The sequence below is a fragment of the Variovorax sp. PAMC26660 genome, assembly GCF_014302995.1.
Lineage (GTDB): Bacteria > Pseudomonadota > Gammaproteobacteria > Burkholderiales > Burkholderiaceae_C > Variovorax.
In genome coordinates this window covers 2,176,582-2,200,797 of the sequence record NZ_CP060295.1, presented here as the reverse complement: position 1 = coordinate 2,200,797, position 24,216 = coordinate 2,176,582, and the positions used below count along the sequence as shown (strand labels likewise).

21 protein-coding genes are annotated in these 24,216 nt (G+C 66.7%); 11 read left to right on the top strand and 10 right to left on the bottom strand.

What is annotated here, in order from left to right:
- Positions 1 to 32 precede the first annotated feature (32 nt).
- Positions 33 to 1,709: a M28 family metallopeptidase gene (locus tag H7F35_RS10665; RefSeq protein ID WP_187112840.1), complete on the top strand. Its 1,677-nt coding sequence runs from the start codon at positions 33 to 35 to the stop codon at positions 1,707 to 1,709.
- Between the two features lie 16 nt (positions 1,710 to 1,725).
- Here the strand turns inward: H7F35_RS10665 and H7F35_RS10660 are convergent, their stop codons facing one another.
- Together H7F35_RS10660 and H7F35_RS10655 are read right to left on the bottom strand one after the other, a co-directional pair.
- A complete protein-coding gene (locus tag H7F35_RS10660) occupies positions 1,726 to 2,547 on the bottom strand; it encodes a hypothetical protein (protein ID WP_187112839.1) in 822 nt (273 codons plus the stop codon).
- 15 nt (positions 2,548 to 2,562) lie between these two features.
- The gene (locus tag H7F35_RS10655) at positions 2,563 to 3,039 is read right to left on the bottom strand and encodes an Lrp/AsnC family transcriptional regulator (protein WP_187112838.1); all 477 of its coding nucleotides are present in this window, start codon (positions 3,037 to 3,039) and stop codon (positions 2,563 to 2,565) included.
- Between the two features lie 178 nt (positions 3,040 to 3,217).
- Here H7F35_RS10655 and H7F35_RS10650 point away from each other — a divergent pair, with 178 nt between their 5' ends.
- Positions 3,218 to 6,826, top strand: coding sequence for an indolepyruvate ferredoxin oxidoreductase family protein (locus H7F35_RS10650; RefSeq protein WP_187112837.1), 3,609 nt, complete (start codon positions 3,218 to 3,220; stop codon positions 6,824 to 6,826).
- Positions 6,827 to 6,848: 22 nt separating this feature from the next.
- On the opposite strand, the gene H7F35_RS10645 is transcribed toward H7F35_RS10650, so the two are convergent.
- Positions 6,849 to 7,934: a YhcG family protein gene (locus H7F35_RS10645; RefSeq protein WP_187112836.1), complete on the bottom strand. Its 1,086-nt coding sequence runs from the start codon at positions 7,932 to 7,934 to the stop codon at positions 6,849 to 6,851.
- Positions 7,935 to 8,290: 356 nt separating this feature from the next.
- Here H7F35_RS10645 and yajC point away from each other — a divergent pair, with 356 nt between their 5' ends.
- The 4 genes from yajC (at position 8,291) to H7F35_RS10625 (ending at position 14,164) form a co-directional block, all read left to right on the top strand.
- The gene (gene yajC, locus H7F35_RS10640; RefSeq protein ID WP_187112835.1) at positions 8,291 to 8,626 is read left to right on the top strand and encodes a preprotein translocase subunit YajC; all 336 of its coding nucleotides are present in this window, start codon (positions 8,291 to 8,293) and stop codon (positions 8,624 to 8,626) included.
- Positions 8,627 to 8,713: 87 nt separating this feature from the next.
- Positions 8,714 to 10,597, top strand: a complete 1,884-nt coding sequence (secD, locus tag H7F35_RS10635) for a protein translocase subunit SecD (RefSeq protein WP_187112834.1) — start codon at positions 8,714 to 8,716, stop codon at positions 10,595 to 10,597.
- Between the two features lie 18 nt (positions 10,598 to 10,615).
- The gene (secF, locus tag H7F35_RS10630; RefSeq protein ID WP_187112833.1) at positions 10,616 to 11,569 is read left to right on the top strand and encodes a protein translocase subunit SecF; all 954 of its coding nucleotides are present in this window, start codon (positions 10,616 to 10,618) and stop codon (positions 11,567 to 11,569) included.
- A 156-nt stretch (positions 11,570 to 11,725) separates the two neighbouring features.
- The gene (locus H7F35_RS10625; RefSeq protein ID WP_187112832.1) at positions 11,726 to 14,164 is read left to right on the top strand and encodes a DUF1631 family protein; all 2,439 of its coding nucleotides are present in this window, start codon (positions 11,726 to 11,728) and stop codon (positions 14,162 to 14,164) included.
- Between the two features lie 25 nt (positions 14,165 to 14,189).
- Here H7F35_RS10625 and H7F35_RS10620 read toward each other — a convergent pair whose 3' ends face one another.
- From H7F35_RS10620 to H7F35_RS10610, 3 genes are read right to left on the bottom strand one after another with little or no spacing between them, the layout of a single operon-like run.
- Positions 14,190 to 14,708 (bottom strand): DUF494 family protein, encoded by a 519-nt coding sequence (locus H7F35_RS10620; RefSeq protein ID WP_187112831.1) that lies wholly within the window; start codon positions 14,706 to 14,708, stop codon positions 14,190 to 14,192.
- Between the two features lie 34 nt (positions 14,709 to 14,742).
- The gene (dprA, locus tag H7F35_RS10615) at positions 14,743 to 15,888 is read right to left on the bottom strand and encodes a DNA-processing protein DprA (RefSeq protein ID WP_187112830.1); all 1,146 of its coding nucleotides are present in this window, start codon (positions 15,886 to 15,888) and stop codon (positions 14,743 to 14,745) included.
- Between the two features lie 35 nt (positions 15,889 to 15,923).
- Positions 15,924 to 17,141, bottom strand: coding sequence for a LysM peptidoglycan-binding domain-containing protein (locus H7F35_RS10610; RefSeq protein ID WP_187112829.1), 1,218 nt, complete (start codon positions 17,139 to 17,141; stop codon positions 15,924 to 15,926).
- Positions 17,142 to 17,300: 159 nt separating this feature from the next.
- Here H7F35_RS10610 and def point away from each other — a divergent pair, with 159 nt between their 5' ends.
- Genes def through H7F35_RS10585 form a run of 5 tightly spaced genes read left to right on the top strand, consistent with a single transcriptional unit; the run spans position 17,301 to position 20,359 of the window.
- Positions 17,301 to 17,822 carry a peptide deformylase gene (gene def, locus H7F35_RS10605; RefSeq protein WP_187112828.1) on the top strand — a complete coding sequence of 174 codons (522 nt, stop codon included), beginning with the start codon at positions 17,301 to 17,303 and terminating at the stop codon, positions 17,820 to 17,822.
- A gap of 2 nt (positions 17,823 to 17,824) precedes the next feature.
- Positions 17,825 to 18,331 carry a hypothetical protein gene (locus H7F35_RS10600; protein ID WP_187112827.1) on the top strand — a complete coding sequence of 169 codons (507 nt, stop codon included), beginning with the start codon at positions 17,825 to 17,827 and terminating at the stop codon, positions 18,329 to 18,331.
- Positions 18,328 to 19,284, top strand: coding sequence for a methionyl-tRNA formyltransferase (fmt, locus tag H7F35_RS10595; protein ID WP_187112826.1), 957 nt, complete (start codon positions 18,328 to 18,330; stop codon positions 19,282 to 19,284). The genes H7F35_RS10600 and fmt overlap by 4 nt, the downstream gene beginning before the upstream one ends.
- Positions 19,284 to 20,024, top strand: a complete 741-nt coding sequence (locus tag H7F35_RS10590) for an AzlC family ABC transporter permease (protein ID WP_187112825.1) — start codon at positions 19,284 to 19,286, stop codon at positions 20,022 to 20,024. Before fmt ends, H7F35_RS10590 begins: the two co-directional genes overlap by 1 nt.
- Positions 20,025 to 20,047: 23 nt before the next feature.
- Complete coding sequence (locus H7F35_RS10585; RefSeq protein WP_187114229.1) at positions 20,048 to 20,359, top strand: AzlD domain-containing protein; 312 nt, start codon at positions 20,048 to 20,050, stop codon at positions 20,357 to 20,359.
- Between the two features lie 4 nt (positions 20,360 to 20,363).
- Here the strand turns inward: H7F35_RS10585 and H7F35_RS10580 are convergent, their stop codons facing one another.
- From H7F35_RS10580 to H7F35_RS10565, 4 genes are read right to left on the bottom strand one after another with little or no spacing between them, the layout of a single operon-like run.
- Positions 20,364 to 21,338, bottom strand: coding sequence for a Bug family tripartite tricarboxylate transporter substrate binding protein (locus H7F35_RS10580; protein WP_187114228.1), 975 nt, complete (start codon positions 21,336 to 21,338; stop codon positions 20,364 to 20,366).
- Positions 21,339 to 21,380: 42 nt separating this feature from the next.
- Entirely contained in the window at positions 21,381 to 22,358 is a 978-nt protein-coding gene (locus tag H7F35_RS10575) for an MBL fold metallo-hydrolase (RefSeq protein ID WP_187112824.1), read from the bottom strand.
- A complete protein-coding gene (locus H7F35_RS10570; RefSeq protein WP_187112823.1) occupies positions 22,355 to 22,561 on the bottom strand; it encodes a DUF2783 domain-containing protein in 207 nt (68 codons plus the stop codon). The genes H7F35_RS10575 and H7F35_RS10570 overlap by 4 nt, the downstream gene beginning before the upstream one ends.
- Positions 22,558 to 24,210, bottom strand: coding sequence for an FAD-dependent monooxygenase (locus H7F35_RS10565; RefSeq protein WP_187112822.1), 1,653 nt, complete (start codon positions 24,208 to 24,210; stop codon positions 22,558 to 22,560). Before H7F35_RS10565 ends, H7F35_RS10570 begins: the two co-directional genes overlap by 4 nt.
- Positions 24,211 to 24,216 lie beyond the last annotated feature (6 nt).

Here is a 24,216-nt window from a genome sequence, read left to right as displayed (position 1 = left end):
GCATCCGGGGCATCCCCATTCAGGAGCCTCGCATGACCCAGCGGCTTGTCCTTCCTTCGTTTCTTTTCGGCATCGGCCTCGCATGGAGCGCCACGGCCGCGCTGGCCGCCGATCCGGCGCCGCGCTTCGATCCGCAGCGCCTGTCGCAGATCGTGAAGACCGTTTCGGGCGACGACTTCGAAGGTCGCGCGCCGGCCACGCCGGCCGAGGGCAAGACGGTCGACTACCTCGTGGCGCAGTTCAAGGCCGCGGGCCTCGTGCCCGGTGGCGATCTCGAAGGCGGCAAGCGCGGCTGGACGCAGTCGGTGCCGCTGGTGAAGACCGAGTTTCGCGGCACGCCGCAGATCACGCTCCAGGTGGGCTCGCAGCGCGATGCGCTGGTGCAGGGCGAGCAGATCGCGGTGCGCGCCGCGCTCGACGGCTCGACCTCGGTTGCGATCCAGCAGGCACCGCTGGTCTTCGTGGGCTACGGCGTCAGTGCGCCCGAGCGGCGCTGGGACGACTACAAGGGCGTCGACCTGAAGGGCAAGATTGCCGTCGTGCTGGTCAACGACCCCGATTTCGAAACCGGCAGCGGCGACTTCGGCGGCAAGGCCATGACCTACTACGGCCGCTGGACCTACAAGTTCGAGGAGGCCGCGCGCCGCGGTGCGCTGGGCGTGCTGATCGTGCACGAGACCGCGCCGGCCGCCTATGGCTGGGCCACGGTGAAGAACTCCAACACCGCGACCATGTTCGACATCGAGCGCGACCAGCCGGCGGCGGTGCATCCGAAGCTGGAGGCCTGGATCCAGCGCGACGTGGCGGTCGATCTGCTGCGCCGCGCGGGCCTGGATTTCGAGGCGCAGAAGAAGCTCGCGCAGACGCGCGAGTTCCAGCCCCAGGTGCTCAAGGACGCGAGCCTGTCGGCCGAGTACGCGATCGACCGGCAGGTGATCGTCTCGAAGAACGTGGTGGGCCGCGTCGAGGGCCGCAAGCACCCCGGCGAGACGGTGATCTACAGCGCCCACTGGGACCACCTGGGCGTGGGCGCGCCCGACGCCAAGGGCGACAGGATCTACAACGGCGCCGTCGACAACGGCACCGGCCTGGCCGCGCTGATCGAGATGGGCCGCGCCTTTGCCAATGCACCGAAGAAGCCCGAGCGCTCCGTCGTCTTCCTGGCCGTGACGGCCGAGGAGCGCGGCCTGCTGGGCTCCGAGTACTACGGCGCCAAGCCGCTGTACCCGCTGGCGAAGACCGTGGCCGTGATCAACATGGACGCGCTGAGCCCGGAAGGCCCGGCGCGCAATTTCAGCACCTCGGGCAGCGCAGCTTCGCAGTTGCAGGACCTGCTGGTCGCACAGGCCAAGGGCTTCGACCTGGCCTACGCGACGGACCCGCACCCCGAGGCCGGCCATTTCTTCCGCTCCGACCATTTCTCGTTCGCCAAGCGCGGCGTGCCGGCGCTGTCGTTCGCCTCGGGCAACGACTGGGTGGCGGGCGGCCTCGCGGCTGGCGAAGCGGCCAGCAAGGCCTACACCGCCGACCGCTACCACCAGCCGGCCGACGAATGGCAGGCCGACTGGTCCTTCACCGGCATGGCGCACGACCTGCCGCTGCTCTACCGTGTGGGCGAGACGCTGGCCAACAGCAAACGCTGGCCGGAGTGGGGCGCGGCGTCGGAGTTCGGCGCCGTTCGCGAGGCGAGCCGCAGCGAGCGGCGGTGAGCGAAGGCGTGTGCCTTCAGCGGCCGAAGAGCAGGTAGAGCGCGATCAGCGCGACCACGGCAAAGCCGATCAGCTTCCAGCGGTTTGGAACGAGGCCCGGCGTTGGCGTTGGTGTCGACGTGCGCGTCGATGTCCATGCTTGCGTCCGTGTCTGTGAGGACGACACGGGCGACAACGGCGACGCGGACGACGACGAAGTCGTGGTGAACGAGAGCGTGCTGGTGGAGAAAGACGTCGATTTCGATGTCGTGCGCGTCACCGTCGGCGCGCCGGCGATACGTGCGATGGCATCCGCGACGAGGTCGGCGTGCTGCGCGCGGCCGGCCAGCGCCTTCAGGTTGTCCTCGCTCAGCGCGCCCGAGCCCAGCACGGTCCAGGCCAGCGTGGCGGGCAGCGAATCGGGCGCAGCCCAGGCTTCCTGGTGCGTGGGCAGCATCGACAGGCTGTGCGCATGCTGTGCCGCATCGATCAGTTGCATTGCCAGCAACTGGTCGAGCGCCTCGGCGCTCACGCCGTCCTGCAGGCGGCGCTCCAGCAGGCTCATGTGGAGCAGCGCCCAGGCCGGCAAAGGAAAGTCGCCGCTGATCAGGCCGGTGGCTTCCGAGACGATGGCCTGCGCTTCGTTTTCCCGGCCGGCGGCCGCGCGGGCCGGCAGCCCGGCAAGCTGCTGCTGCGACACGATCTCGCGGGCCACGACCCAGGCCAGGGCTTCGGCCGGCGTGCGCAGCGGGGCGTTGACCCGTTCCGGATCGTCCGCGGCTGCGGCGTGTTCCGCGTCGGTCAGCAGGTGGATTTGCTGCAAATAGGACAGTGCCCGGCTGCTTGCTTCGAAATTCATGGCGTTCCCTGTTTTCTACTTTGCCAGATGCCCCAGCGGCAATGCGCTGCTCGCCTTCACCTCGCCCAGCGAGAAGCTGGTGTGCAGGTCTTTCACGTTCGGCAGGTTCATCAGGTGCTGGCGCGCGAAGGCCGAAAAGCCGTTCAGGTCTTGCGCCACCACCTGCAGCTCGAAGGTGCCGGTGCCGCTGATGTAGTGGCAGGCCACCACCTCGGGCATCTTGCGGATCGCGTCTTCCAGCTTGCGCGTGGCCTCGTTGGTGACGCGCTCGGTGTCGACGCGCACGAAAGCGAGCACGCCCAGCCCTATTTTGTGGCGGTCGATCTCGGCGTGATAGCCCTTGATGAAGCCCGCTTCCTCCAGCGCGCGCACCCGGCGCCAGCAGGGCGCGGCCGAGAGGCCCACGCGCTGCGCAAGCTCCGCGTTGGTGAGGCGGCCGTCGGCCTGCAGTTCTTGCAGGATTGCGAGGTCGAACTTGTCAATGCTTTCCATGGATGCTGATATTAAGCAAGATTCTTTCTGGAACCTGCTTTTTCGGGGCAAAGAACGCAAACACCTGTCGCGGACCCCGGCATACACTTTGCGTGATCATGGGCTCGCGCCCTACCGGGCACAGACCCACAGTCAATCAGCCAGGCTCAAAAGGCCCTGCCATACGGAGACAGACAACATGAACGCCCCGCTGCCCGAGCACATCCGCCGCGCGCTAGAGACCGTCACGCTCGACGATAAATATTCTCTCGACTACGGCCGCGCCTTCATGAGCGGCGTGCAGGCCCTCGTGAAGCTGCCGATGCTGCAGCAACTGCGCGACAAGCAGGCCGGCAAGAACACCGCCGGCTTCATCAGCGGCTACCGCGGCTCCCCGCTCGGCGGCTACGACCAGGCGCTGTGGAAGGCCAGCAAGTTCCTCAAGGAACAGAACATCGTCTTCCAGCCGGGCGTGAACGAAGAGCTTGCAGCGACCGCGCTGTGGGGCACCCAGCAACTGGGCTTCTCGCCGCAGGGCACCAACAAGTTCGACGGCGTCTTCGGCATCTGGTACGGCAAGGGCCCGGGCGTGGACCGCTGTTCCGACGTCTTCAAGCACGCCAACATGGCGGGCACCACCGAATTCGGCGGCGTGATCGCGGTGGCCGGCGACGACCACATCTCCAAGAGCAGCACGGCCGCCCATCAGAGCGACCACATCTTCAAGGCCTGCGGCACGCCGGTGTTCTTTCCGACCAGCGTGCAAGAAATTTTGGACCTGGGCATCCACGCCTTCGCACTGAGCCGCTTCTCGGGCGTGTGGTCGGGCATGAAGACGATCCAGGAGATCGTCGAGTCGAGCGCCACGGCCATGATCGACCCCGAGCGCGTCGAGATCGTCATTCCCACCGATTTCGAAATGCCGCCCGGCGGCCTGCACATCCGCTGGCCCGACCATGCGCTGGAGCAGGAAGCCCGGCTCATGCACTACAAGTGGTACGCCGCGCTGGCCTACATTCGCGCCAACCGCCTGAACCACAACGTGATTCAAGGCCCGAACGACCGCTTCGGCATCATGGCCAGCGGCAAGGCCTTCAACGACACGCGCCAGGCACTGCTCGACCTGGGCCTGGACGACGCGGCCTGCCGCCAGCTGGGCATTCGCCTGCACAAGGTGGGCGTGGTGTGGCCGCTGGAAGCGCAGCTCACGCGCGAGTTCGCCACCGGCCTGCAAGAGATCCTGGTGGTCGAGGAAAAGCGCCAGGTCATCGAATACCAGCTCAAGGAAGAGCTCTACAACTGGCGCTCCGACGTGCGGCCCAACGTGGTCGGCAAGTTCGACGAAGGCCAGGGCGCGAGCGACGACGGCTACTCCGGCGGTGAATGGTCGATGCCCAACCCGACCGCCCACACGCTGCTGCGCGCCAACGCCGACCTGAACCCGGCGCTGATCGCCAAGGCCATCGCCGCGCGCCTGAAGAAGACCGGCCTGCTGGCCGCTGCTGGCGCCGACATGGCCGCCCGCATCGACGCCCAGCTCGCCATCCTCGAAGCCAAGGAGCGTTCGATGGTGGTGCAGCAGGCCTCTACCAGCGTGGCCGACGCCACGCGCCAGCCGTGGTTCTGCTCGGGCTGCCCGCACAACACCAGCACCGTGGTGCCCGAAGGCTCGCGCGCCATGGGCGGCATCGGCTGCCACTTCATGGCGACCTGGATGGACCGCTCCACCATCGGCTTCACGCAGATGGGCGGCGAGGGCGTGCCATGGGTGGGCCAGCAGCCCTTCACGACCGACCAGCACATCTTCGCGAACCTGGGCGACGGCACGTATTTCCACAGCGGCCTGCTCGCGATCCGCCAGAGCATCGCGGCCGGCGTGAACATCACCTACAAGATCCTCTACAACGACGCGGTTGCCATGACCGGCGGCCAGCAGGTCGGCGAGCGGCCCGAAGGCCACTCGGTGCTGCAGATTGCCGAGAGCCTGCATGCGGAAGGCACGAAGAAGGTCGTGATCGTGACGGACGAGCCCGAGAAGTACGAGGGCGTTTCGATTCCGGGCGACCACGTGCAGGTCAAGCACCGCGACCTGCTCGACGAGATCCAGCGCGAGTTCCGCAAGATGCCAGGCACCACGGCCATCATCTACGACCAGACCTGCGCGACTGAAAAGCGCCGCCGCCGCAAGCGGGGCACGGCCGTCGATCCGGCCAAGCGCGTGGTCATCAACGAGCTGGTCTGCGAAGGCTGTGGCGACTGCAGCGTGCAGAGCAACTGCCTGAGCGTGGAGCCGCTGGAAACCGAATTCGGCCGCAAGCGCACCATCAACCAGAGCAGTTGCAACAAGGACATGAGCTGCCTGAAGGGCTTCTGCCCGAGCTTCGTGTCGGTCGAAGGCGGCCAGCTCAAGAAGAAGAGCAAGAACAAGGCGGCCACGCCGGCCGAGTTCGGCCTGCTGCCCGAGCCCGCGATTCCGTCGCTGGGCGGCGGCAAGGTCTGGGGCGTGGTGGTGGCGGGCGTCGGTGGCACCGGCGTCATCACCATCGGCCAGTTGCTCGGCATGGCCGCGCACATCGAGGCCAAGGGCATCGTCACGCAGGATGCGGCGGGCCTGGCGCAAAAGGGCGGCGCCACCTGGAGCCACGTGCTCATCGGCGACACGCAGGACGACATCCGCACCACGCGCGTCGGCACCGCGGCGGCCGACCTGATCCTGGCCTGCGATCCGCTGGTCGCGATCAACGGCGAAACCATGGCGCGCATGCGCGAAGGGCGCACGCACGTGGCGCTCAACACCCACAGCTCGCCCACCGCCGCCTTCGTGCGCAACGCCAACTGGCAGAACCCCGAAGACGCCTGTGCCGCCGAGATCGCGCGCGCCGTGGGCATCGACGGCATGGGCACCTTCGACGCCGATGCCGCCGCGACCACGCTGATGGGCGACAGCATCTACGTCAACCCGATGATCCTGGGCTACGCCTGGCAGAAGGGCTGGGTCCCGCTGGCGCACGAGTCGCTGATGCGCGCCATCGAGCTGAATGCCGTGGCCGTCGAGAACAACAAGACGGCCTTCGAGTGGGGCCGCCAGGCCGCTGTGCGCCCTGAGGAGCTGCAAAAGCGCGTGCGCCCGGGCCAGGTCATCGAGTTCAAGAAGCGCGAGACGGTCGAGGCCCTCGTGGCGCGCCGCGCCGAGTTCCTGACCGGCTACCAGAACGCCGCGTATGCCGAGCAATACAAGCAGTTCGTCGGCAAGGTGCAAAAGGCCGAATCGGCCCTGGGCAAGACCGGCCTGAGCGAAACGGTGGCCCGCTACCTGTTCAAGCTGATGGCCTACAAGGACGAGTACGAAGTCGCCCGCCTGCACACCGACCGGACCTTCCTCGACCGCGTCGAAGGCATGTTCGAGGGCGACTACAAGCTCAACTACCACCTGGCGCCGCCGCTCATGGCCAAGAAGAACGCCAAGGGCCAGCTGCAAAAGCAGAAGTTCGGCCCGTGGATGCTGACCGGCTTCAAGTTCCTCGCGAAGCTCAAGGGCGTGCGCGGCACGGCACTCGACATCTTCGGCCGCACCGAGGAGCGCAAGACCGAGCGCGCGCTGATCGGCGAGTACCGCGCCAGCATCGAGGAAGTGATCGGCGCCTTGCGTGCCGACAACCACGCGCTGGCGTTGGAAATCGCGGGTCTGCCCGAGCAGATTCGTGGCTATGGCCACGTCAAGGAACGCAACCTCGCGGCGGCACGTACCCGCTGGAACGAGCTGCTGGGCAAGTGGCGCAATCCGCAGGCGCAGCGCGCGGCGGCCTGATCCAGGATTGCTGGAGGTCGGCTCAGTCGGCCTTGTCCGCGAGCCGGCCATCCAGCCGCGCGCGTGCAGCCATCAGGGCGCCGTGGATCTTCTGCTCGAACACTTCGCGGGGCGGCAGGACGGTGAGGTATTCCGCCACGTGGATGCCTGACTTGTTCAGCTCCAACAGTTCGATCTGCTCCTGCTTCTTGCCGGTGCAGAGAATGATGCCGAGCGGGGGCGCGTCGCCGGGTTCCTGATCGTGGCGGGCCAGCCAGCGCAGGTACAGCTCCATCTGGCCCTTGTACTCGGCGCGGAATTCGCCCAGCTTCAGCTCGATCGCCACCAGGCGGCGCAGCTTGCGGTTGTAGAAGAGCAGGTCGATGTAGAAGTCATCGTTGTCGAGCTGGATGCGCCGTTGCCGAGCCACAAAGCTGAAGCCCGCCCCGAGTTCGAGCAGAAAACTCTCCAGTTCGCGCAGGATGGCGTCTTCGAGGTCCTTCTCCAGATGGCGGTCCTGCAAGCCCAGGAAGTCGAGCACATAAGGGTCTTTCAGCAGGAACGCTGGTTCGGTCGGGTTCTGGCGTTGCAGTTCGTCGAGTTCCCGGCGGATCAACACATCGGGCTGGCGCGAGACCGCGGTGCGCTCGTAGAGCAGCGAGCCGATGCGCTCGCGCAGTGTGCGAACGCTCCAGCCTTCCAGTTGGCACATCTGTGCATAGAAGTCGCGGGCGAGCGAGTCCTTGACCGGCAGCAACACGAGAAAATGCGTCCAGCTCAAATGTCGCATCAGCGGTACGACAATTTGCTCGGACGGGAACACTTCGGCGAACTGCATCATGCGCCGGAGGTTCTTCTCCTCGAAGCCGCGACCGTAGTCATTCGCCAATTGTCGCGACAGCGTTGCGACAATTTCTTCCCCGTAGCCGGCACGTTGGCCCCCCAGCACTTCGGTGCGGATGCGCAGGCCGATGCGCCAGTACATGAGCGTCAGCCCCGCGTTCACGGCGGCGGCCGCCGTTTGCCGGGCTTGCTCGATCAGTTGCCGCAGGTCCAACAGCAGGGGATCCAGTCCCGCTTGAAGCGCCGGCGTGGCGTTGGCTGTCGTCAAGCGATTGCGCTTGCTCATGGAGACTCCTTGCTTTGCCCGTCATGCGGGTGGAATTGTCCGGTGGCTGTGGCCCCGGCTTTCGCGTGCAATACGCTGCCGTCCATAAAAGAGTTGAAAGCCGGCGATATTTACGGGAGTCGCTATCAAAAATGTAGCCAATGCGGGGCCTGGAAGCTTCCTGAAAGCCCCGCGCGCCGCGCCGGGATAGCGCACTAAGGGGCGCCGCGCCCCGAATACAATGCCCGGTGCTGTGCGCGGCCAAGCCCCGCCAAGCTTTGATTTGCGGCCCGTTTTCCTTGTGGCCGCGAAGCGGTGGAATGACGGACCCCGGTCCGCGCTCCTCTCGTTTTCTCTTCCCTCTGTTGGAGACTCTCTTGTTCATTTCCTCTGCTTTCGCCCAGACCGCGCCCGCAGCCGCCGGCGGCGGTGACATGTTGTCCTCGCTCGGCAGCATGCTGCCCCTGGTGCTGATGTTCGTGGTGCTGTATTTCGTCATGATCCGCCCGCAAATGAAGCGCCAGAAAGAAGCGCGCGCCATGATCGAAGCGCTGGCCAAGGGCGACGAAGTCGCCACCTCCGGCGGCGTGCTCGGCAAGATCACCTCGATCGGCGATCAATACATCGGCCTCGAAATCGCCAATGGCATCGAAATCAAGGTGCAGCGCAGCGCTGTGGTCCAGGTTCTGCCCAAGGGCGCCGTCAAGCAATAAAAGCGTGAGCTGAGCCTTGCGCTTTGCGGCGCCAGGCTCCAAGTCACGCCGTGTTCCATTTCTGAAGTTTGTGAAAAGCGCCCGCTCATGAACCGTTACCCGGTCTGGAAGTACACGATCATCGTGATCGTGTTGCTCGTGGGGCTCATCTATGCCCTGCCCAATTTCTTCGGCGAGTCGCCTGCAGTGCAGGTGTCGGCGGCCAAGTCCGTCGTCAAGATCGACGCGTCGACACAGGCCCGGGTGGAGGAAGTGCTCAAGACGGCCGGCCTGACGCCCGACCTGCTGACGCTCGAGCCGACCGCGGTGCGCGTGCGTTTCGCCACCACCGACGACCAGATCAAGGCACGCGACGCGCTGCAGCAGGCCCTGGTGCCGAATGCGGACGAGGCGTCCTATGTGGTGGCGCTGAACCTGGTGTCGCGCTCTCCTGCGTGGTTGACCGCGCTGCATGCCTACCCGATGTACCTGGGGCTGGACCTGCGTGGCGGGGTTGACTTCCTGCTGCAGGTCGACATGCGCGGCGTGCTCGACAAGAAGGCCGAGTCCTTCGCCGGCGACATCCGCACCGCCCTTCGCGACAAGAAAGTGCGCGGCAGTGCGGTGAACCGCAATGGCCAGACCGTGGAGGTCACGCTGCGCGATGAAGCCGGGCTGGAAACCACCCGACGCCTGATCCAGGACCAGATGCCCGACCTCAGCACGGTCGAGAGCCAGCAGGGCGCTGAATGGCGCATCGTGGCCAGCATCAAGCCTGAAGCTGCGCGCCGCTTCCAGGACGCGGCACTCAAGCAGAACGTCACCACGCTGCACAACCGGATCAACGAACTCGGCGTGGCCGAGCCGGTGATCCAGCAGCAGGGCATCGACCGCATCGTCGTCCAACTGCCCGGCATGCAGGACCCGGCCCAGGCCAAGACCATCATCGGCCGCACCGCCACGCTCGAAATGCGGCTGGTGGACGAAAGCGCTGAAGGCCGTTCGGCCGAGCTGAGCGGCGGACCGGTGCCTTTCGGCTCCGAGAAATTCCTCGACCGCTCGGGCCGCCCGGTGATCGTGAAGAAGCAGGTGCTCGTCACCGGCGAAAACCTCACTGACGCGCAGCCCGGTTTCGACCAGCAGAGCAACCAGCCCAAGGTCGACCTGACCATGGACTCGAAGGGCGGCAACATCATGCGTGATGTGAGCCGCGAGAACTACAAGAAGCGCATGGCCATGCTGATCTTCGAGAAGGGCAAGGGCGAAGTGCTCACGGCCCCGTCGATCAATGGCGAACTCGGCAACCGCTTCCAGGTCTCGGGCTCGATGACCGTGGGCGAAGCCAGCGAACTTGCGCTGCTGCTGCGCGCCGGCTCGTTGGCCGCGCCCATGGAGATCATCCAGGAACGCACGATCGGCCCGACGCAGGGCGCCGAAAACATCAAGAAGGGCTTCGACAGCGTGATGTACGGCTTTGCCGCGATCATGGTGTTCATGTGCTTCTACTACGCGCTGTTCGGCGCGTTCTCGTCGATCGCGCTGGCGGTCAACCTGATGCTGCTGGTGGCCATCCTCTCGATGCTGCAGGCCACGCTCACACTGCCCGGCATCGCGGCCATGGCACTTGCCATCGGCGTGGCCATCGACTCCAACGTGCTGATCAACGAGCGCGTGCGCGAAGAATTGCGAAATGGGGCGTCGCCGCAGGCTGCAATCCATGCGGGCTACGAGCGCGCATGGGGCACCATCCTGGACTCCAACGTGACCACCCTGATCGCGGGCATTGCGCTGCTGGCCTTCGGCTCGGGCCCGGTGCGCGGCTTCGCGGTGGTGCACTGCATCGGCATCGTCACCTCGATGTTCTCGGCGGTGTTCTTCTCGCGTGGTCTCGTGAACTTCTGGTATGGCCAGAAGAAGAAGCTCAAGACCGTGTCGATCGGCACGGTCTGGCGTCCGAGTACCGACGGCACGGCTGTGGCCGAAACCAAGTAAAGGCCAAGGACAAGCGCCATGGAATTCTTCCGGATCCACAAGACCATTCCGTTCATGCGCCACGCGGTGGTGCTGAACATCGTTTCCGTCGTCACCTTCGCGTTGGCCGTGTTCTTCCTGTTCCACCGCGGGCTGCACCTGTCGGTGGAGTTCACCGGCGGCACGGTGATGGAAGTGGCCTACAAGCAATCGGCCGATGTCGGCAAGGTGCGCGAGGTTGTTGCCAAGCTGGGCTACCAGGAGGTGCAGGTCCAGAGTTTCGGCACTTCGGTGCAGATTCGCCTGCCAGTGCAAAAGGGCATGAATTCGACCCAGCAGAGCGCCCAGGTGATGGACGCGCTGAAGGCGATCGAGCCGACAGTGGAACTGCGCAGCAACGAATTCGTCGGCCCGCAGGTGGGCGACGAGCTGACCACCAACGGCCTCAAGGCGCTGGGCATGGTGGTGGTCGGCATCATGATCTACCTGGCGTTTCGCTTCGAGTGGAAGTTTGCGCTGGCTACCGTTCTGGCCAACCTGCATGACGTGGTGATCATCCTGGGCTTCTTCGCCTTCTTCCAGTGGGAGTTCTCGCTGGCGGTGCTGGCGGCGGTGCTCGCGGTGCTGGGGTATTCGGTGAACGAGTCGGTCGTGATCTTCGACCGCGTTCGCGAGAACTTCCGCCGTTACCGGAAGCTGTCGACCAGCGAGGTCATCGACAACGCGATCACCTCGACCATCAGCCGCACGATCATCACCCACGGCTCCACGCAGCTCGTGGTGCTGTCGATGTTCTTCTTCGGCGGCCCAACGCTGCATTACTTCGCCCTGGCGCTGACCATCGGCATCTGCTTCGGCATCTACTCGTCGTGCTTCGTGGCCGCTGCCATCGCGATGTGGCTGGGTGTGAAGCGCGAAGACCTGATCAAGGGCGGCCCGACCAAGCGTGACGGCGAGTCCGAAGACGACCCGAACGCCGGCGCCGTGGTCTGACGGATACTTCAGGTTCAAACAAAGCGGTGGCGGCAGGGCCGCACCGCGGTTCGCATGCAACGCCGGGCGTTGTCGCCACTTGTGCGCTTGCGTATCCCGATGCAAGCTCGCGGGTGTTGCCCACGAATCGTTTACCTTGGTTTTCCCGATCCTTCAATGAGCATTGCGCGGTCCGCTTCTTCCCTGCAGCTCGCACGCGAGACGCGTGAGCGTTTCGTATCGGCCACGGAAGGCGTGATCGTGCCGCTGGCCCGCGCGATCCGCGACCGGCTGACATCGATGTCCTCGGAGGCCGGCAACGCCCGCGCCATGCAGGAACACCGCGACGATTTCGTGGCGTTCCAGGGGCAGGGCTCTCAATGGATTTCGCTGGCCCAGACCGGCTGGCGCAAGGCGCTGATCACATCGACCGGCAGCGCGCCGTCGACCACGTCCTCGGCGCTGCGGCTGGAGCTGATCGGCGACGAGGTGGTTGAAAGCAACATCCTCTCGTCGCGCCTGGCGCAAGTGATTCACGACAAGGCCAGCTTCGAGCTGAGCGATTTGCGTCTGCGCATCCAGCATCTCGAAGGCACGAGCGAGCTCGATGCCAAGGACGTGCTCAAGCCCGAGACGCTCGCCAAGCTGCTGGTGGAGCAATGGCTGGCGGCCGGCCTGAGCCGGGGGCTCTGGAACCGGGTGCAGGACGCGGTGCAGCTGGCGCTGATCGATGGGATCGTCAAGGCCTACGAGAACGCCAACGCCTTCCTGATCGCCAATGGCGTGATGCCGGAGATCGACCTCAAGAGCTTTGTCCGACGCACGGGCAATGCGGGCGGTGGCAGCGGCGGCTCTTCCGCGGCGGGCTCCGCGACTTCGTCGAACGCGCCGATGGACCACGGCAGCGTGTCTGGCGGGCACCACCACAGCGCGCAGCGGCCGGGCGCCGGTTTCGACGGGCACCACCAGGCCCAGGCCTCGGTGCCATCGACCGTGGCGCCCTCGTCGACCACCGGCGGCTCGCCGCTGATGATCGCGCGGCAGCGCGCGCAGACCGCGCTGCTGAGCCTCAAGCGCTTCGTGACTGCACGCATCGGCGGTGACCCGGGTTCCGCCGGGCCGTATTCCGTTCCGGGCGCGGAGGGGCGAGTGACGGGTGGCAGTGCGGGCGGCGGTGGCCATGCCGGTCACAGCGGCACCGGTGCATCTCCCCGTGCTTTCTCGCGCACTTTCGCCGGCGCCATCGCCGATGCGGAAGTCGCTTACCGGATGGCGGCCACGCAATTCATGGATGGCTCGGGCGAACAGGCCACGCTGCTGCAGCAGACGGCAGTCGATCTGCGCCGGCGCAGCGCCGAGTTGAAGAAGCGCGCACCCACCACGGCCGACAAGGCCACGGTCGAGATCGTGGCGCTGATGTTCCAGGCCATCCTTGCGGAAGAACGCATTCCGTTTTCGGCGCGTGTGTGGTTCGCGCGGCTGCAGATGCCAGTGTTGCGCGTGGCCATTGCCGAGCCCGAGTTCTTCGGCACGCTGCAGCATCCCGCGCGCATGCTGATCGACCGCATGGGTTCCTGCGTGATGGGCTTCGACGCCGCCGCCATCACGGGCAGCGCGCTCGAAAACGAGATCCGCCGCGTGGTGCAGGTGATTGAGCAATACCCCGAGACCGGCCAGCGCGTGTTCAAGCTGGTGTTCGACGAGTTCGTCGCCTTCCTCAGCCGCTACCTCACGCAGAGCGACAGCACGCAGCGCGTGATGAGCGTCGCGCAGCAGGTCGAGCAGAAGGAGACGATGGCGATCCAGTACACCATCGAGTTGCGCAAGATGCTCAACGACATGCCGGTGCGCGACGAGATCCGCGAGTTCCTGTTCAAGGTCTGGGCCGAGGTGCTGGCCATCGCCGCGCTGCGCTATGGCGCGCAGGGCGAGCAGACGGTCATGCTCAAGCGCGTGGCCTCCGAGCTGGTCTGGGCCGCGAGCGCCAAGCCCAACCGCACCGACCGCGCGCGCGTCATTCAAGACCTGCCGCAACTGCTGCAGCGCCTGCGCCAGGGCATGGCCCTGCTGGGCATCGTCGACGAGCCGCAGGAAGCGCACATCAAGATCATCGGTGCCACGCTGTCCGATGCCTTCCTGTCGAAGACCGAAGCCATTCCGCAGGCCAAGATCGAAGCCATGGCCGAGCGGCTCGCGCACCTGGAAGATTTCGTCAGCGACGACGGTGGTGCCTCCGACTTGCCGCTCGATGCCCACAGCATCGAGATGCTGCTCGGTGTGGATGCGGCGTCGATCGAGGTCATTCCCGATGCTGCTGGCACCAAGGTGGGAGAAGACATGCTCGCCTGGGCCCATGAATTGCAGGTGGGCAACTGGTTCATGCTCGACCACAACGACCGCGTGAATCAGGTGCAGTTCGTCTGGCGCAGCGACCGCAAGCGCCTGCACCTGTTCGCATCGGCCGATGGGCGCAGCTTCCTGATCCAGGTGGGGCGATTGGCGACGTATCTGCAGGCGGGCCTGCTGGTGCCGGCCGAGGAAGAGACGCTCACGGTGCGTGCCACGCGCGAGGCGCTGGCCAAGCTGGACGCCAACCCCGAGCGACTGCTGAATTAGCAGCCAGGCCTTGGGCGGGGAGCGCCTAGTGCGCCGTGCGGCCTTCGCGGCTTTCGCAGAGCTCGTCGAGCACCAAGGCATCGGGCTCGATGCCGGTGCTCCAGTGCACCATCAGCACGATGATCTTCAACTCGTCGAGTGCGACCGGATCGCCTGGCGCCGCCATCGCGCGCTCGACGACGATCTCGCGCAGGCCGCAGGGCAGCACGTTCGCCGATTCGAGAAAACGGATGAAGCCCAGGCACTCCGCACCAAGGTGCTCTTGCTCGGCCTGGGAATAGACGCGCATCGCATCGGCCGACTGGGGTAGCGCTGCTTCGGGGGCGCCACGCAGCGTGACTGTGGCGGCGGCCTTGTCATCGGCATGGTGTTCGAGCTGCATGCCCTGCGTTGCGAGGCTCAGGCCGTCGAGCCAGTGCAGGGCATCGCGGATCTCTTCTGCCTCGAAGCCGTGCGCGCTGAGCTTGCGGCCCAGTTGCTCGGGTTCAGGACAAGCATCGCCGCGCCAATAGTTTTCGTAGACAAAAACGAGCACTTCGAACATGAGCCCAATATAGCCGACGTTCGTGCAAGGCGGGCTAAGTGGAAGCCATTCGTTGAAAGAGCCCGCCGGGCAGGCGCGAGACGTGGCCGTCCAGCTCCAGTTCGAGCATCTTCGCCTGCAGCGCGGCCGCGCTCCAGCCGGTGCGCGCGCTCAGGGCGTCGAGGCTCACAGGGTCGAAACCGAGGGCGTCCAGCAGCGGGTCTTCGCAGGCGGCGCCGTTGGTGGCACTTTCGTCTGGGATCGCGGATGCGAACGAGCCGTTGGTGCGAAGTGGTGGCAGCTCTTCGAGGATGTCGTTCACCGACTCCACGAGCTTGGCGCCCTGGCGGATCAGCGCATGGCAGCCGCGCGATTGCGGCGAGTGGATCGAGCCCGGAATGGCGAACACTTCCTTGCCCTGTTCCGAGGTGAGCCGCGCGGTGATCAGCGAACCCGACTGCAGGGCCGCCTCGACCACCAGCGTGCCGCGCGCCAGTCCGGCGATGAGCCGGTTGCGCTTCGGAAAATTCTGCGTCAGCGGTGGCGTGCCGAGCGGCAGCTCGCTCACGATCAACCCTTGCAAGGTGATGCGGTGCGCCAGGTCGCGGTGCCGCGCGGGGTAGACGCGGTCCAGGCCGGTGCCCACCACGGCCACCGTGGCAAGCCGCGGCATATTGCCGGCTGCTTCGAGTGCGCCCTGGTGCGCTGCGCCATCGACGCCCAGCGCCAGCCCCGACACCACGGGCAGGCCCGCGTCGCCCAGCGCCCGCGCAAAGCTGCGTGCGTTGGTGGCGCCTTGCGGCGTCGGATTGCGGCTGCCCACCACGGCGATGCTGTGGTCGAGCTGCGTCAGGTCGAAGTCGGCGGCACCGAGCACATAGAGCATCGGCGGCGGGTCGGTCATTTCGAGCAGCGCGGTCGGGTAACTGGCATCGCCGAGCGTCACGATGCGGCGCGCGATGCCGTTGTCGGTGGCGTGCAGCCATTGCCAGGTCTGGTCGATCTGCGTCTGCAGGCCGGTGGGCGCCTGCCGCAGGGCTTCGGCCTGGGCGACGGTGACGACCTCACGCAGTGCGGCTTCCGGCTGCGCGAAGACATCTTCGGGCAGGCCGAAAGCCGCAAGCAGGCGGCGTGCGGTGGCATCGCCGATGCCCGGCGTCAGGGAGAGTCGCAGCCAGCCTGCGAGTTCTGCGCGTTCCAAACGATTGCGAAAGAAGAGAGAGCCGGGGCCGCAGGTCAGGGGTTGACGAGGAAGTCGCCGGCGCGCGGAGTGTCGTTGATTTCGAGCACCAGCGCGTAGGAAACTTTCTCGAAGGTGCGGAACACCATCAGTAGGCCGATGCGTTCATTCGGCAGCTTGATGGTTTCCTTGCGGTCGCCGGTGCGGTCGAGGATGGTCTCGCCGTTCTTCAGGATAGCCAGCACATGGCCGCTGTCGATGCCATCACGCGTGCCCTTGTTGATGGCCACCACCTGGTTCTGGGCCGCGAACTGTACCGCGTTGCCGTAGACCGAGATGATCCGGCCGTCGACCTGCGTGGAGGGCGCGCGCGGTGCATAGCTCAGCAATTGGCGCGGCGGCTCGGGCAGCAGGCGGTCGCCGGCGCGGATTTCCTCGCGCGACGCGATGATGTCGAGACTCGCGGGCACCACGGTGATGAGGTCCTTGTCTTCCACCGTCTCGATGGTGGTCGACTCGCCGCGTTGCAGCTGGGCCTTGCCCAGGTACTGCGCCTCGTAGCCGAGGATCTCGCCCGTGCCGGGGTCTTTCAGCGGCGTGGCGTTGCGAAAGACGCGGAAGTGCTGGACCGGACCCGGAGCCTCGACCAGCGGCGAGCCGGCGTTGCCGCGGGCATAGGCACGGTCGCCGCGCGACAGCAGCACGCGGCTGTCGTTGCCGGCCACGATGCGCGGTGCGGCGTCGAGCGTGTTGACGTCCACCACGATCGGTTCGCTGAGGAAAGGCTCGATCAGGCTCGGGTTGAGCGTGGGCAATGCCATGCCGGACAGCGAGTCGAAGCGCGTGCGCGGCGACAGCTTGATGGTGCCGCCATCGCCGCCGAAGCCGCCGCGGCGGGTGGTCAGGCGCGCGCGGCCGCCGCTCTTGTCCAGGTACAGCACCTGGCCGGGGTAGATGCGGTGCGGATTCGCGATCTCGCTGATGTTCATGCCCCACAGTTCCGGCCAGCGCCAGGGGTGCAGCAGGTACAGGCGCGAAACGGCCCAGAGCGTGTCCCCGGGCTTGATCGTGTACTCGTCCGGCGCCCTGGGCGCAAGCTCGCTCAGCGGAACGCCGGCCTGGGCGGTCTGCTGGGCGGTGGCGCGTTGCTGGGGCGTGACGGGGTAGTTTTGGGCCCAGGCCGTCGTGGCGCCGCAACTGCCAATGACCGCGAGGGCTGTCAACGTTGCAAGGAAAGAAGGGCGCTGGCGTTCAGTGGATCTGAGCTTGTTCATGTCTGGATGGGTGAGCGGGCGACGTATCGCCGCGCATACGAATCTCACAATTTGCTACGAATTCTGCGCTGAAGCCCCTGGGAGGGCAACGTTTTCGGGCCCGCGCGGCCCGTCACGTCGCGGAATTGGCGAAAATAGCCACAACTTCCCCCCGATTTCATGGCTAAACGAATCATTCTGAGTTACCCGGACAAGCGCCTGCACACGGTGGCCAAACCGGTGCAAGGCGTCGACGCGCGCATCAAGGCCCTCGTGGCAGACATGCTGGAAACCATGTACGACGCCGAAGGCATCGGTCTGGCCGCGACCCAGGTCGACGTGCACGAGCGGCTCGTGGTCATCGATGTTTCCGAGGAGCGCAAGCATCCGATCGTGCTCATCAACCCCGAGATCACCTGGGCCAGCGACGAGAAGGTGCTGAACGAAGAAGGCTGCCTGTCGGTGCCCGGCATCTACGACGGCGTGATGCGCTCGACCTCGGTCAAGGTGCGGGCGCTCGATGCCGAAGGCGAATTGCGCACCATCGAGGCCGACGGCCTGCTCGCCGTGTGCATCCAGCACGAACTCGATCACCTGCTCGGCAAGGTGTTCGTCGAATACCTCTCGCCCCTCAAGCGCAACCGCATCAAGAGCAAGCTTTTGAAGCTGCAGCGCGAAGAGATGCGCGAAGGCCGGCCCTGAACATGAAGCGCAGCCTCGGCACCCTGGCGGCCCTCGGGTTTCTCGCCGCAGCCAGCCTGGGGCTCGCCGGCTGCGCCAACGATCCCACGCGCATCCAGCCGGGCACCACGGCCGCCGAAACCCTGCAGCGCCTGGGCACGCCCACGGGCCGCTATCCGCTCAACGGCGGCGGCGAGCGGCTGCAGTATTCGCGCATGCCGGCCGGCTTCGAGGTCACCGACATCGACGTGGACGCGGCAGGCAAGGTCGTCTCTGCCACGCAGGTGCTGAGCGAAGCGCGCTTCGGCCAGGACATCAAGGTCAACGAGTGGCGCCAGAACGACGTGATGGCCTTCTATGGCCGGCCGTATGAAATCTCCCGCGTCAGCTCCTTCGACGGTGCCGTCTGGACCTGGCGCTACAAGGCCGTGAACGAACGCCGCATGCTCTATATCTACATCGACCCGACCGGCGTGGTCCGCCGCTATCACACGGGGGACGATCTCGAATTCGATCGGCTGCGGGATTGAGCCGGCTCAAGGTCGTTTTTGCGGGCACGCCCGAGTTCGCGCGCGTCGCGCTGGAAGCCATCGCGGCGGCCGGCCATGACATCACCCTGGTGATGAGCCAGCCCGACCGGCCTGCCGGTCGTGGCATGAAGCTGCAGGCTTCCCCCGTCAAGCAGTGCGCCGTTGCCAACAATTGGCCCGTGGCTCAGCCGCGCAGCCTGCGGCTCGACGGCAAGTACCCGGAAGAAGCCGCGGCTGGGCGCGACGCCCTGCTGAAAGCGCAGCCCGACGTGATGGTGGTCGCCGCCTATGGGCTGATCCTGCCGCAGTGGGTGCTCGACCTGCCGAAGCACGGTTGCCTGAACATCCACGCCAGCCTGCTGCCGCGCTGGCGCGGCGCCGCGCCCATCCACCGTGCCATCGAGGCCGGCGATGCGCAGACCGGCATCACCATCATGCAGATGGATGCAGGCCTGGACACCGGCGACATGCTGCTGCGCGAAGCCGTCGAGATCGGCAGCGACAACACCGCCCGCCTGCACGACCGGCTGGCCGAGCTGGGCGGCCGCATGATCGTCGAAGCATTGGCGAACATCGGTGCCCTCAGCCGCACGCCGCAGCCGGCCGAAGGCGTCACCTACGCCAGCAAGGTCGAGAAGCACGAGGCGCTGATCGACTGGGCCCAGCCCGCCGACGCCATCGTGCGGCGCGTGCGGGCCTTCGATCCCTTTCCGGGCGCCAACAGCCCGCTCGACGGCGAGACCATCAAGCTCTGGACCGCCCACGCGGTGGCGGCCGCCGATGCATCGGCCGCGCCGGGCACGATCCTGGCCGTGGCCGACACCGGTGTCGCCGTGGCGGCTGTCGATTCGACCGTCATGCTCACCGAGCTGCAGCGTCCCGGTGGCAAGCGCCTGGCCGTGGCCGATTTCCTGCGCGGCTTCGATCTGAAGCCCGGGCAGGTGTTCGGCTGATGTTTCTTTCCGCAGACATCCGCCGCCGCCCCGAATTCCGCGTGGGCGTGCGCGACATGTCCTCCGTGGCCATGGGCATCGGCGCCTGGGGCCTGATGACCGGCGTGGCCATGGTCAAGTCGGACATGAGCGTGATCGAGGCCATCGCGATGACGCTGCTGGTCTACGCGGGCAGTTCGCAGCTCGCGGCCATTCCGCTGCTGTTCGCGGGCGCGCCGGCCTGGGTGATCCTGGCGACGGGCTTTTGCGTCAACCTGCGCTTCGTGGTGTTCAGCCTGCACCTGCGGCCCTACCTCATGCACATGCCGCGCTGGCGCCGCATGGTGCACGGCTACCTCACGGCGGACATGAGCTATGCGCTGTTCACCCGGCAGTACCCGAAGCCGCCGCTGACCATCACCGAACGGGAATCGCAAGAGGCCTACCTCACCGGCAACTACTTCGTGACCTGGAGCGCCTGGATGGGCATGAGCCTGCTGGGCATCGCGCTGGCCAACTTCATTCCGCAGACCTGGGGCCTGGGCTTTGCGGGCGTGCTGAGCCTGGTGGCCATCGTCTGCTCGATGGCGACCACGCGGCTGCGCGTGCTGGCCGGGCTGATCGCCGGCGCCACGGCCGTCGCGGCCTATTCGCTGCCGCTCAAGCTCAACATCGTCGTTGCCATCGGCGTGGCGGTGCTGCTGTGCTTCTGGCTCGAAAAGCAGTTCGGGCTCGACCCCACGGCGGAGGACGACAAGTGAGCGGCACCACCGATCTGTGGACGATGGGCGTGATCGTCGGGCTGGCGCTCGTCACCGTGCTCACGCGCTGCTTCTTCTTCATTCTCGACCGGCCCTGGGGCCTGCCCGACTGGGCGCACCGTGCACTGCACTACGCGCCGGCCGCAGCGCTCGCCGGCGTGATCGCGCCCGAGATCGTGATGACGCAGGGCCACCTCATCACCACGCTGCACGACGCCCGCCTCTATGCGGCGGTGGTCGGCGCGGCGTACTTCTACTGGCGGCGCGGCGTGCTCGGCACGATGCTGGCAGGCATGGCGGTCTATCTGCCGCTGCACCTAGGGCTGGGCTGGTAGTCGGTCATTCGAGCTTCACGCCGGCCGCCTGAATGATCTTGCCCCAGCGATCGCTCTCGGCCCGCGAGAGTTTGTAGAAATCCTGCGGCGTACCCGGCAGCGCCTCAAAGCCGAAGTCCGCGAACAGCTTCATCACCTTCGGTGCCTTCATGGCCTTGTGCAGCTCGGTGTTCAGCCGCGCCACCGCTTCAGGCGGCATGCCGGCCGGCCCGATCAGGCCGTGGAAGGCATAGGCGTTGACGTCGGGAAAGCCGGCCTCGACGAAGGTCGGTACATCGGGCAATGCGCTCGCGCGCTGCGGCAGCGCGATGGCCAGCACCCGCACCTTGCCCGACCTGATGATCGGCAGGCCCGAGGCCAGGTCGAGCATCATCACCGGCACCTGGCCGCCCATCACGTCGGACATGGCAGGCGCGGCGCCCTTGTATGGCACGTGCACGATGCTCAGGCCGGCCTTCTGCTTGAACAGCTCCATCGCCATGTGGTGTGGCGAGCCGTTGCCCGGCGAGGCATAGCTGACCTTCTCGGGGTTGGCCTTCACATAGCGCACGAACTCCGCCACGGTCTTCGCGGGAAAGTCGGGGTGCACCACCAGCGCCACCGGAAAGCGGCCGATGGTGCCGATGTAGGTGAAGTCGGTCGCTGGCTTGTAGGGCAGCCTGGTGAACATGTGCTCGTTGAAGAGCAGTGCCGCGTTCTCGGCCTGCATGATCGTGTAGCCATCGGGCTTGGCCTGCATCATCACGGACACGCCGATGTTGGTCGACGCGCCGGGGCGGTTGTCGATGATCAGCGGCTGCCCCAGCGAAGGCTGCATGGCCTCGGCCAGCGAGCGCGCGAGGTTGTCGGTGCCGCCGCCGGCCGAGTACGGAACGATCCACTTGACCGGCTGGCTCGGGTAGGCCGCCGGTTGCGCGGATGCGAAGGGGCTGGTGGCGAGCGCGAGGGCCGCGGCCAGCAGGGGAAGGAATCGTTTCATCATCGTCTTTTGTCTCCGTTGCTTTTTTGAAATCGGTTCAGCTCATTCGCCGCGCAGCGTCTGCCACAGCTCGCGATCGCGCTCCGCCGTCCAGATGACGGGGTGCTCGATGCCGCGCAGCTCGTCATAGGCGCGCGACACGTCGAAGGGCAGCACGTGCTGGAACACGGGCCAGTTGCCGAAGCGTGGCGTCATCGCCGCTTCGGCGCGCGCAAAGCAGCCGCGCAGCGTTTCGCCTGCGGCGATGCCCGCGCGCACGCTGTCGAGCAGCGTCGAGAGAAAGGCCTTGGTGAGGCCGATGGCCTCGGCACAGGCGGCCTCGTCCTGCAGCACCGCGCCGCGTCCGGGCACCAGCACGCGCGGCTTCAGCGCATGCACCGCGTCGAGCGTGCCGGCCCAGTCGCCGATGTAGGCGTCGCCCGCGTACACGCCGCAGTGGTTCTCGACCACGTCGCCCGAGAACAGCACGCCGCAGTCGGGCAGCCACGCCACGGTGTCGCCGCTCGAATGGCCCCGGCCCAGCGCCATGAGGCGCAACTCGCGGCCCGTGCCGGGGCGCGGCCCGAGCCACAGGCTCATCTGGCGATCGAAGCTCATCGTTGGGAAGGTCAGGCCCGGGATCTCTTCCACGCCCGCGAACAGGCGCGGGAAGCGGCCGACCTCCGAATCGAAATCGGCCTGCCCGCGCGTGCGGATCCAGTCGAGCGTGCCGTTGCTCGCGATGATCTGTTCCACCTCGTCGAAGGCGCTCGCGCCCATCACCCGCACCGCGTGGTAGTGGGTGAGCACGATGGTCTTGATCGGTTTGTCCGTCACCGTGCGGATGGCCGCGAGAAAGTCGCGTGCCATGCGCGGCGTGGGGCGTGTGTCGATCAGCACCACGTGCTCGTCGCCGACGACGAAGCCGCAGTTGGGGTCGAAGTCGCTGATGTAGCCGTAGGCACCGGGCGCGAGTTCGCGCAATTGGGGCTTCTGCTCGCGGGTGTCCGAGGCAGAAGCGAAAGAGACGTTGGCGGTCATGGGGTGTGAGTGGTCGTGGAGTTGTCTTCGGCGGCCGCGCGGATGCAGGCCAGCAGCACGGCCTGGTCGCCGCACTGGTTGGCCAGCAGCAGCACGAGGCGGGCGTTGAGGTCGGCGCTGTGCGCTTCGCTCAGGCCTTCGTGCGCAGCCAGCAGGGCAGCGTAGAAGCCATCGGGGTCGGGGATGCGGGGCTCTGTGTTCATGGGGCGGTGTCGTGGGCGAGGGCGGTGCGCAATGCGGCGGCGATGGCTTCGGGCGTGGCTTGCGACAGCACGGCGGCGCGGTAGGCATCGGGCCGCACGAGGGCGAAGCTGCCCGCATCGCCGATGCCGAGATGGCGCGCGAGTTGTTCGTCGGCTTGCAGCGTGGGCAGGTCGCTGTCGCCGCCCACTGCGAGCAGGCGCAGCGGGAGCGAGGCCGTGGCGTTCACGGCGGCGCTGGCCTGATCGCGCGTCGGCGCGAACCACAGGCCGATGCATTGCGTGCCCTCGGCCAGCAACCGCATCAGCGTCGTCTCGCGCCCGTCGTCGGCCCAGCGCAGCGGCAGGTTCTGCACCGTGCGACCGCCTTCGGGCAGCTGCGGCGCCGCCGGGTAATCGTTCGCGACCGACATGCGGCCGGTGTTCACCAGCGCCCGCGCGAACGGATGGCGTGCGGCGAGCGCCACCACCGCCCGGCGCAGCGTGTGCTCGGCTGGCGAGCGCGGCGCGAGAAAGCGCGCCGAGCGGCTCGTCACCTGCAGGTTCTGCGCGGCCGCGGGTTGGCGTTCGGCGTCATAGCTGCCGAGCAGCGCATCGCCGGCCTGCCCTTGCATCACCAGCGCGAGTTTCCAGCCGAGGTTGGCGGCATCCTGGATGCCGCTGTTGCCGCCACGCGCACCGAATGGGCTCACCACATGCGCCGCATCGCCGATGAAGAACACGCGGCCATGCCGGAAGCTGTCGAGCAGGTGGTCGCGGTAGCCGTAAGGGCCGATCCACACGAACTCGAACTCCACGTCGGGCCCGAGCTGCTCGCGCAACCGCGCACCCGCCACTTCGGGTTTGCTGATGTGAGCCGTGTCGCAGTCTTCGGGCATCTGGTAGTCGATGCGCCACACGCCATCGGCCATCAGGTGCTGCCAGACGCCACGGCCTTCGTTGAAGGGCGCGTCGACCCAGGTCCAGCGCTCGGTGGGCAGCGGCTTCTTGAAGCGCACGTCGCTGATGCACCAGCGGTCGGTGCTGCGCGAGGCATGCGCCGCGATGCCGAGTTGCGTGCGGATCGGGCTGTTGGCGCCCGTGGCATCGATCAGGTGGTCGGCCTCAATGGTGTAGCTGCCGGCCGGCGTCTCGATGTCGATGCGCACGCCGTCGCCCAGTGGTTCGACGCGGGTCACGCGGCTCTTCCAGCGGACGTCGGTGCGGCCCAGCTCGAGGATGCGCTCGACCAGGAACCACTCGACGTAGAACTGCTGCAGGTTGATGAACGGCGGCTGCTTCGAGACGCTGTTCGTCTGCAGGTTGAAGTTGTAGACCTCCTGCTCGCCAGAGAAGGTGCGCCCGAACGACCAGGTGATGCCCTTGGCGGCCATGCGTTCGTAGATGCCCAGGCGCTCGAAGATCTCCAGGCTCTTCTGCGCGTAGCAGATGCCGCGCGACGAAGCGCCGCGCACGCCGACGGTGTCGTCTTCGTCGATCAACACTGCATGCACGCCGCGCTGCGCGAGGTCGCAAGCCAGCGTGAGGCCGGCCGGCCCCGCGCCGACGATCACGATCGGGTGGCGCACGACGGTCGTGCTGTTCAGTTCGGGCGGCGGCGTGAAGGGCCAGACCGGCAGCTCGTAGGCCGGTGCGAATGCAAAGTTTTCCATGTCTCT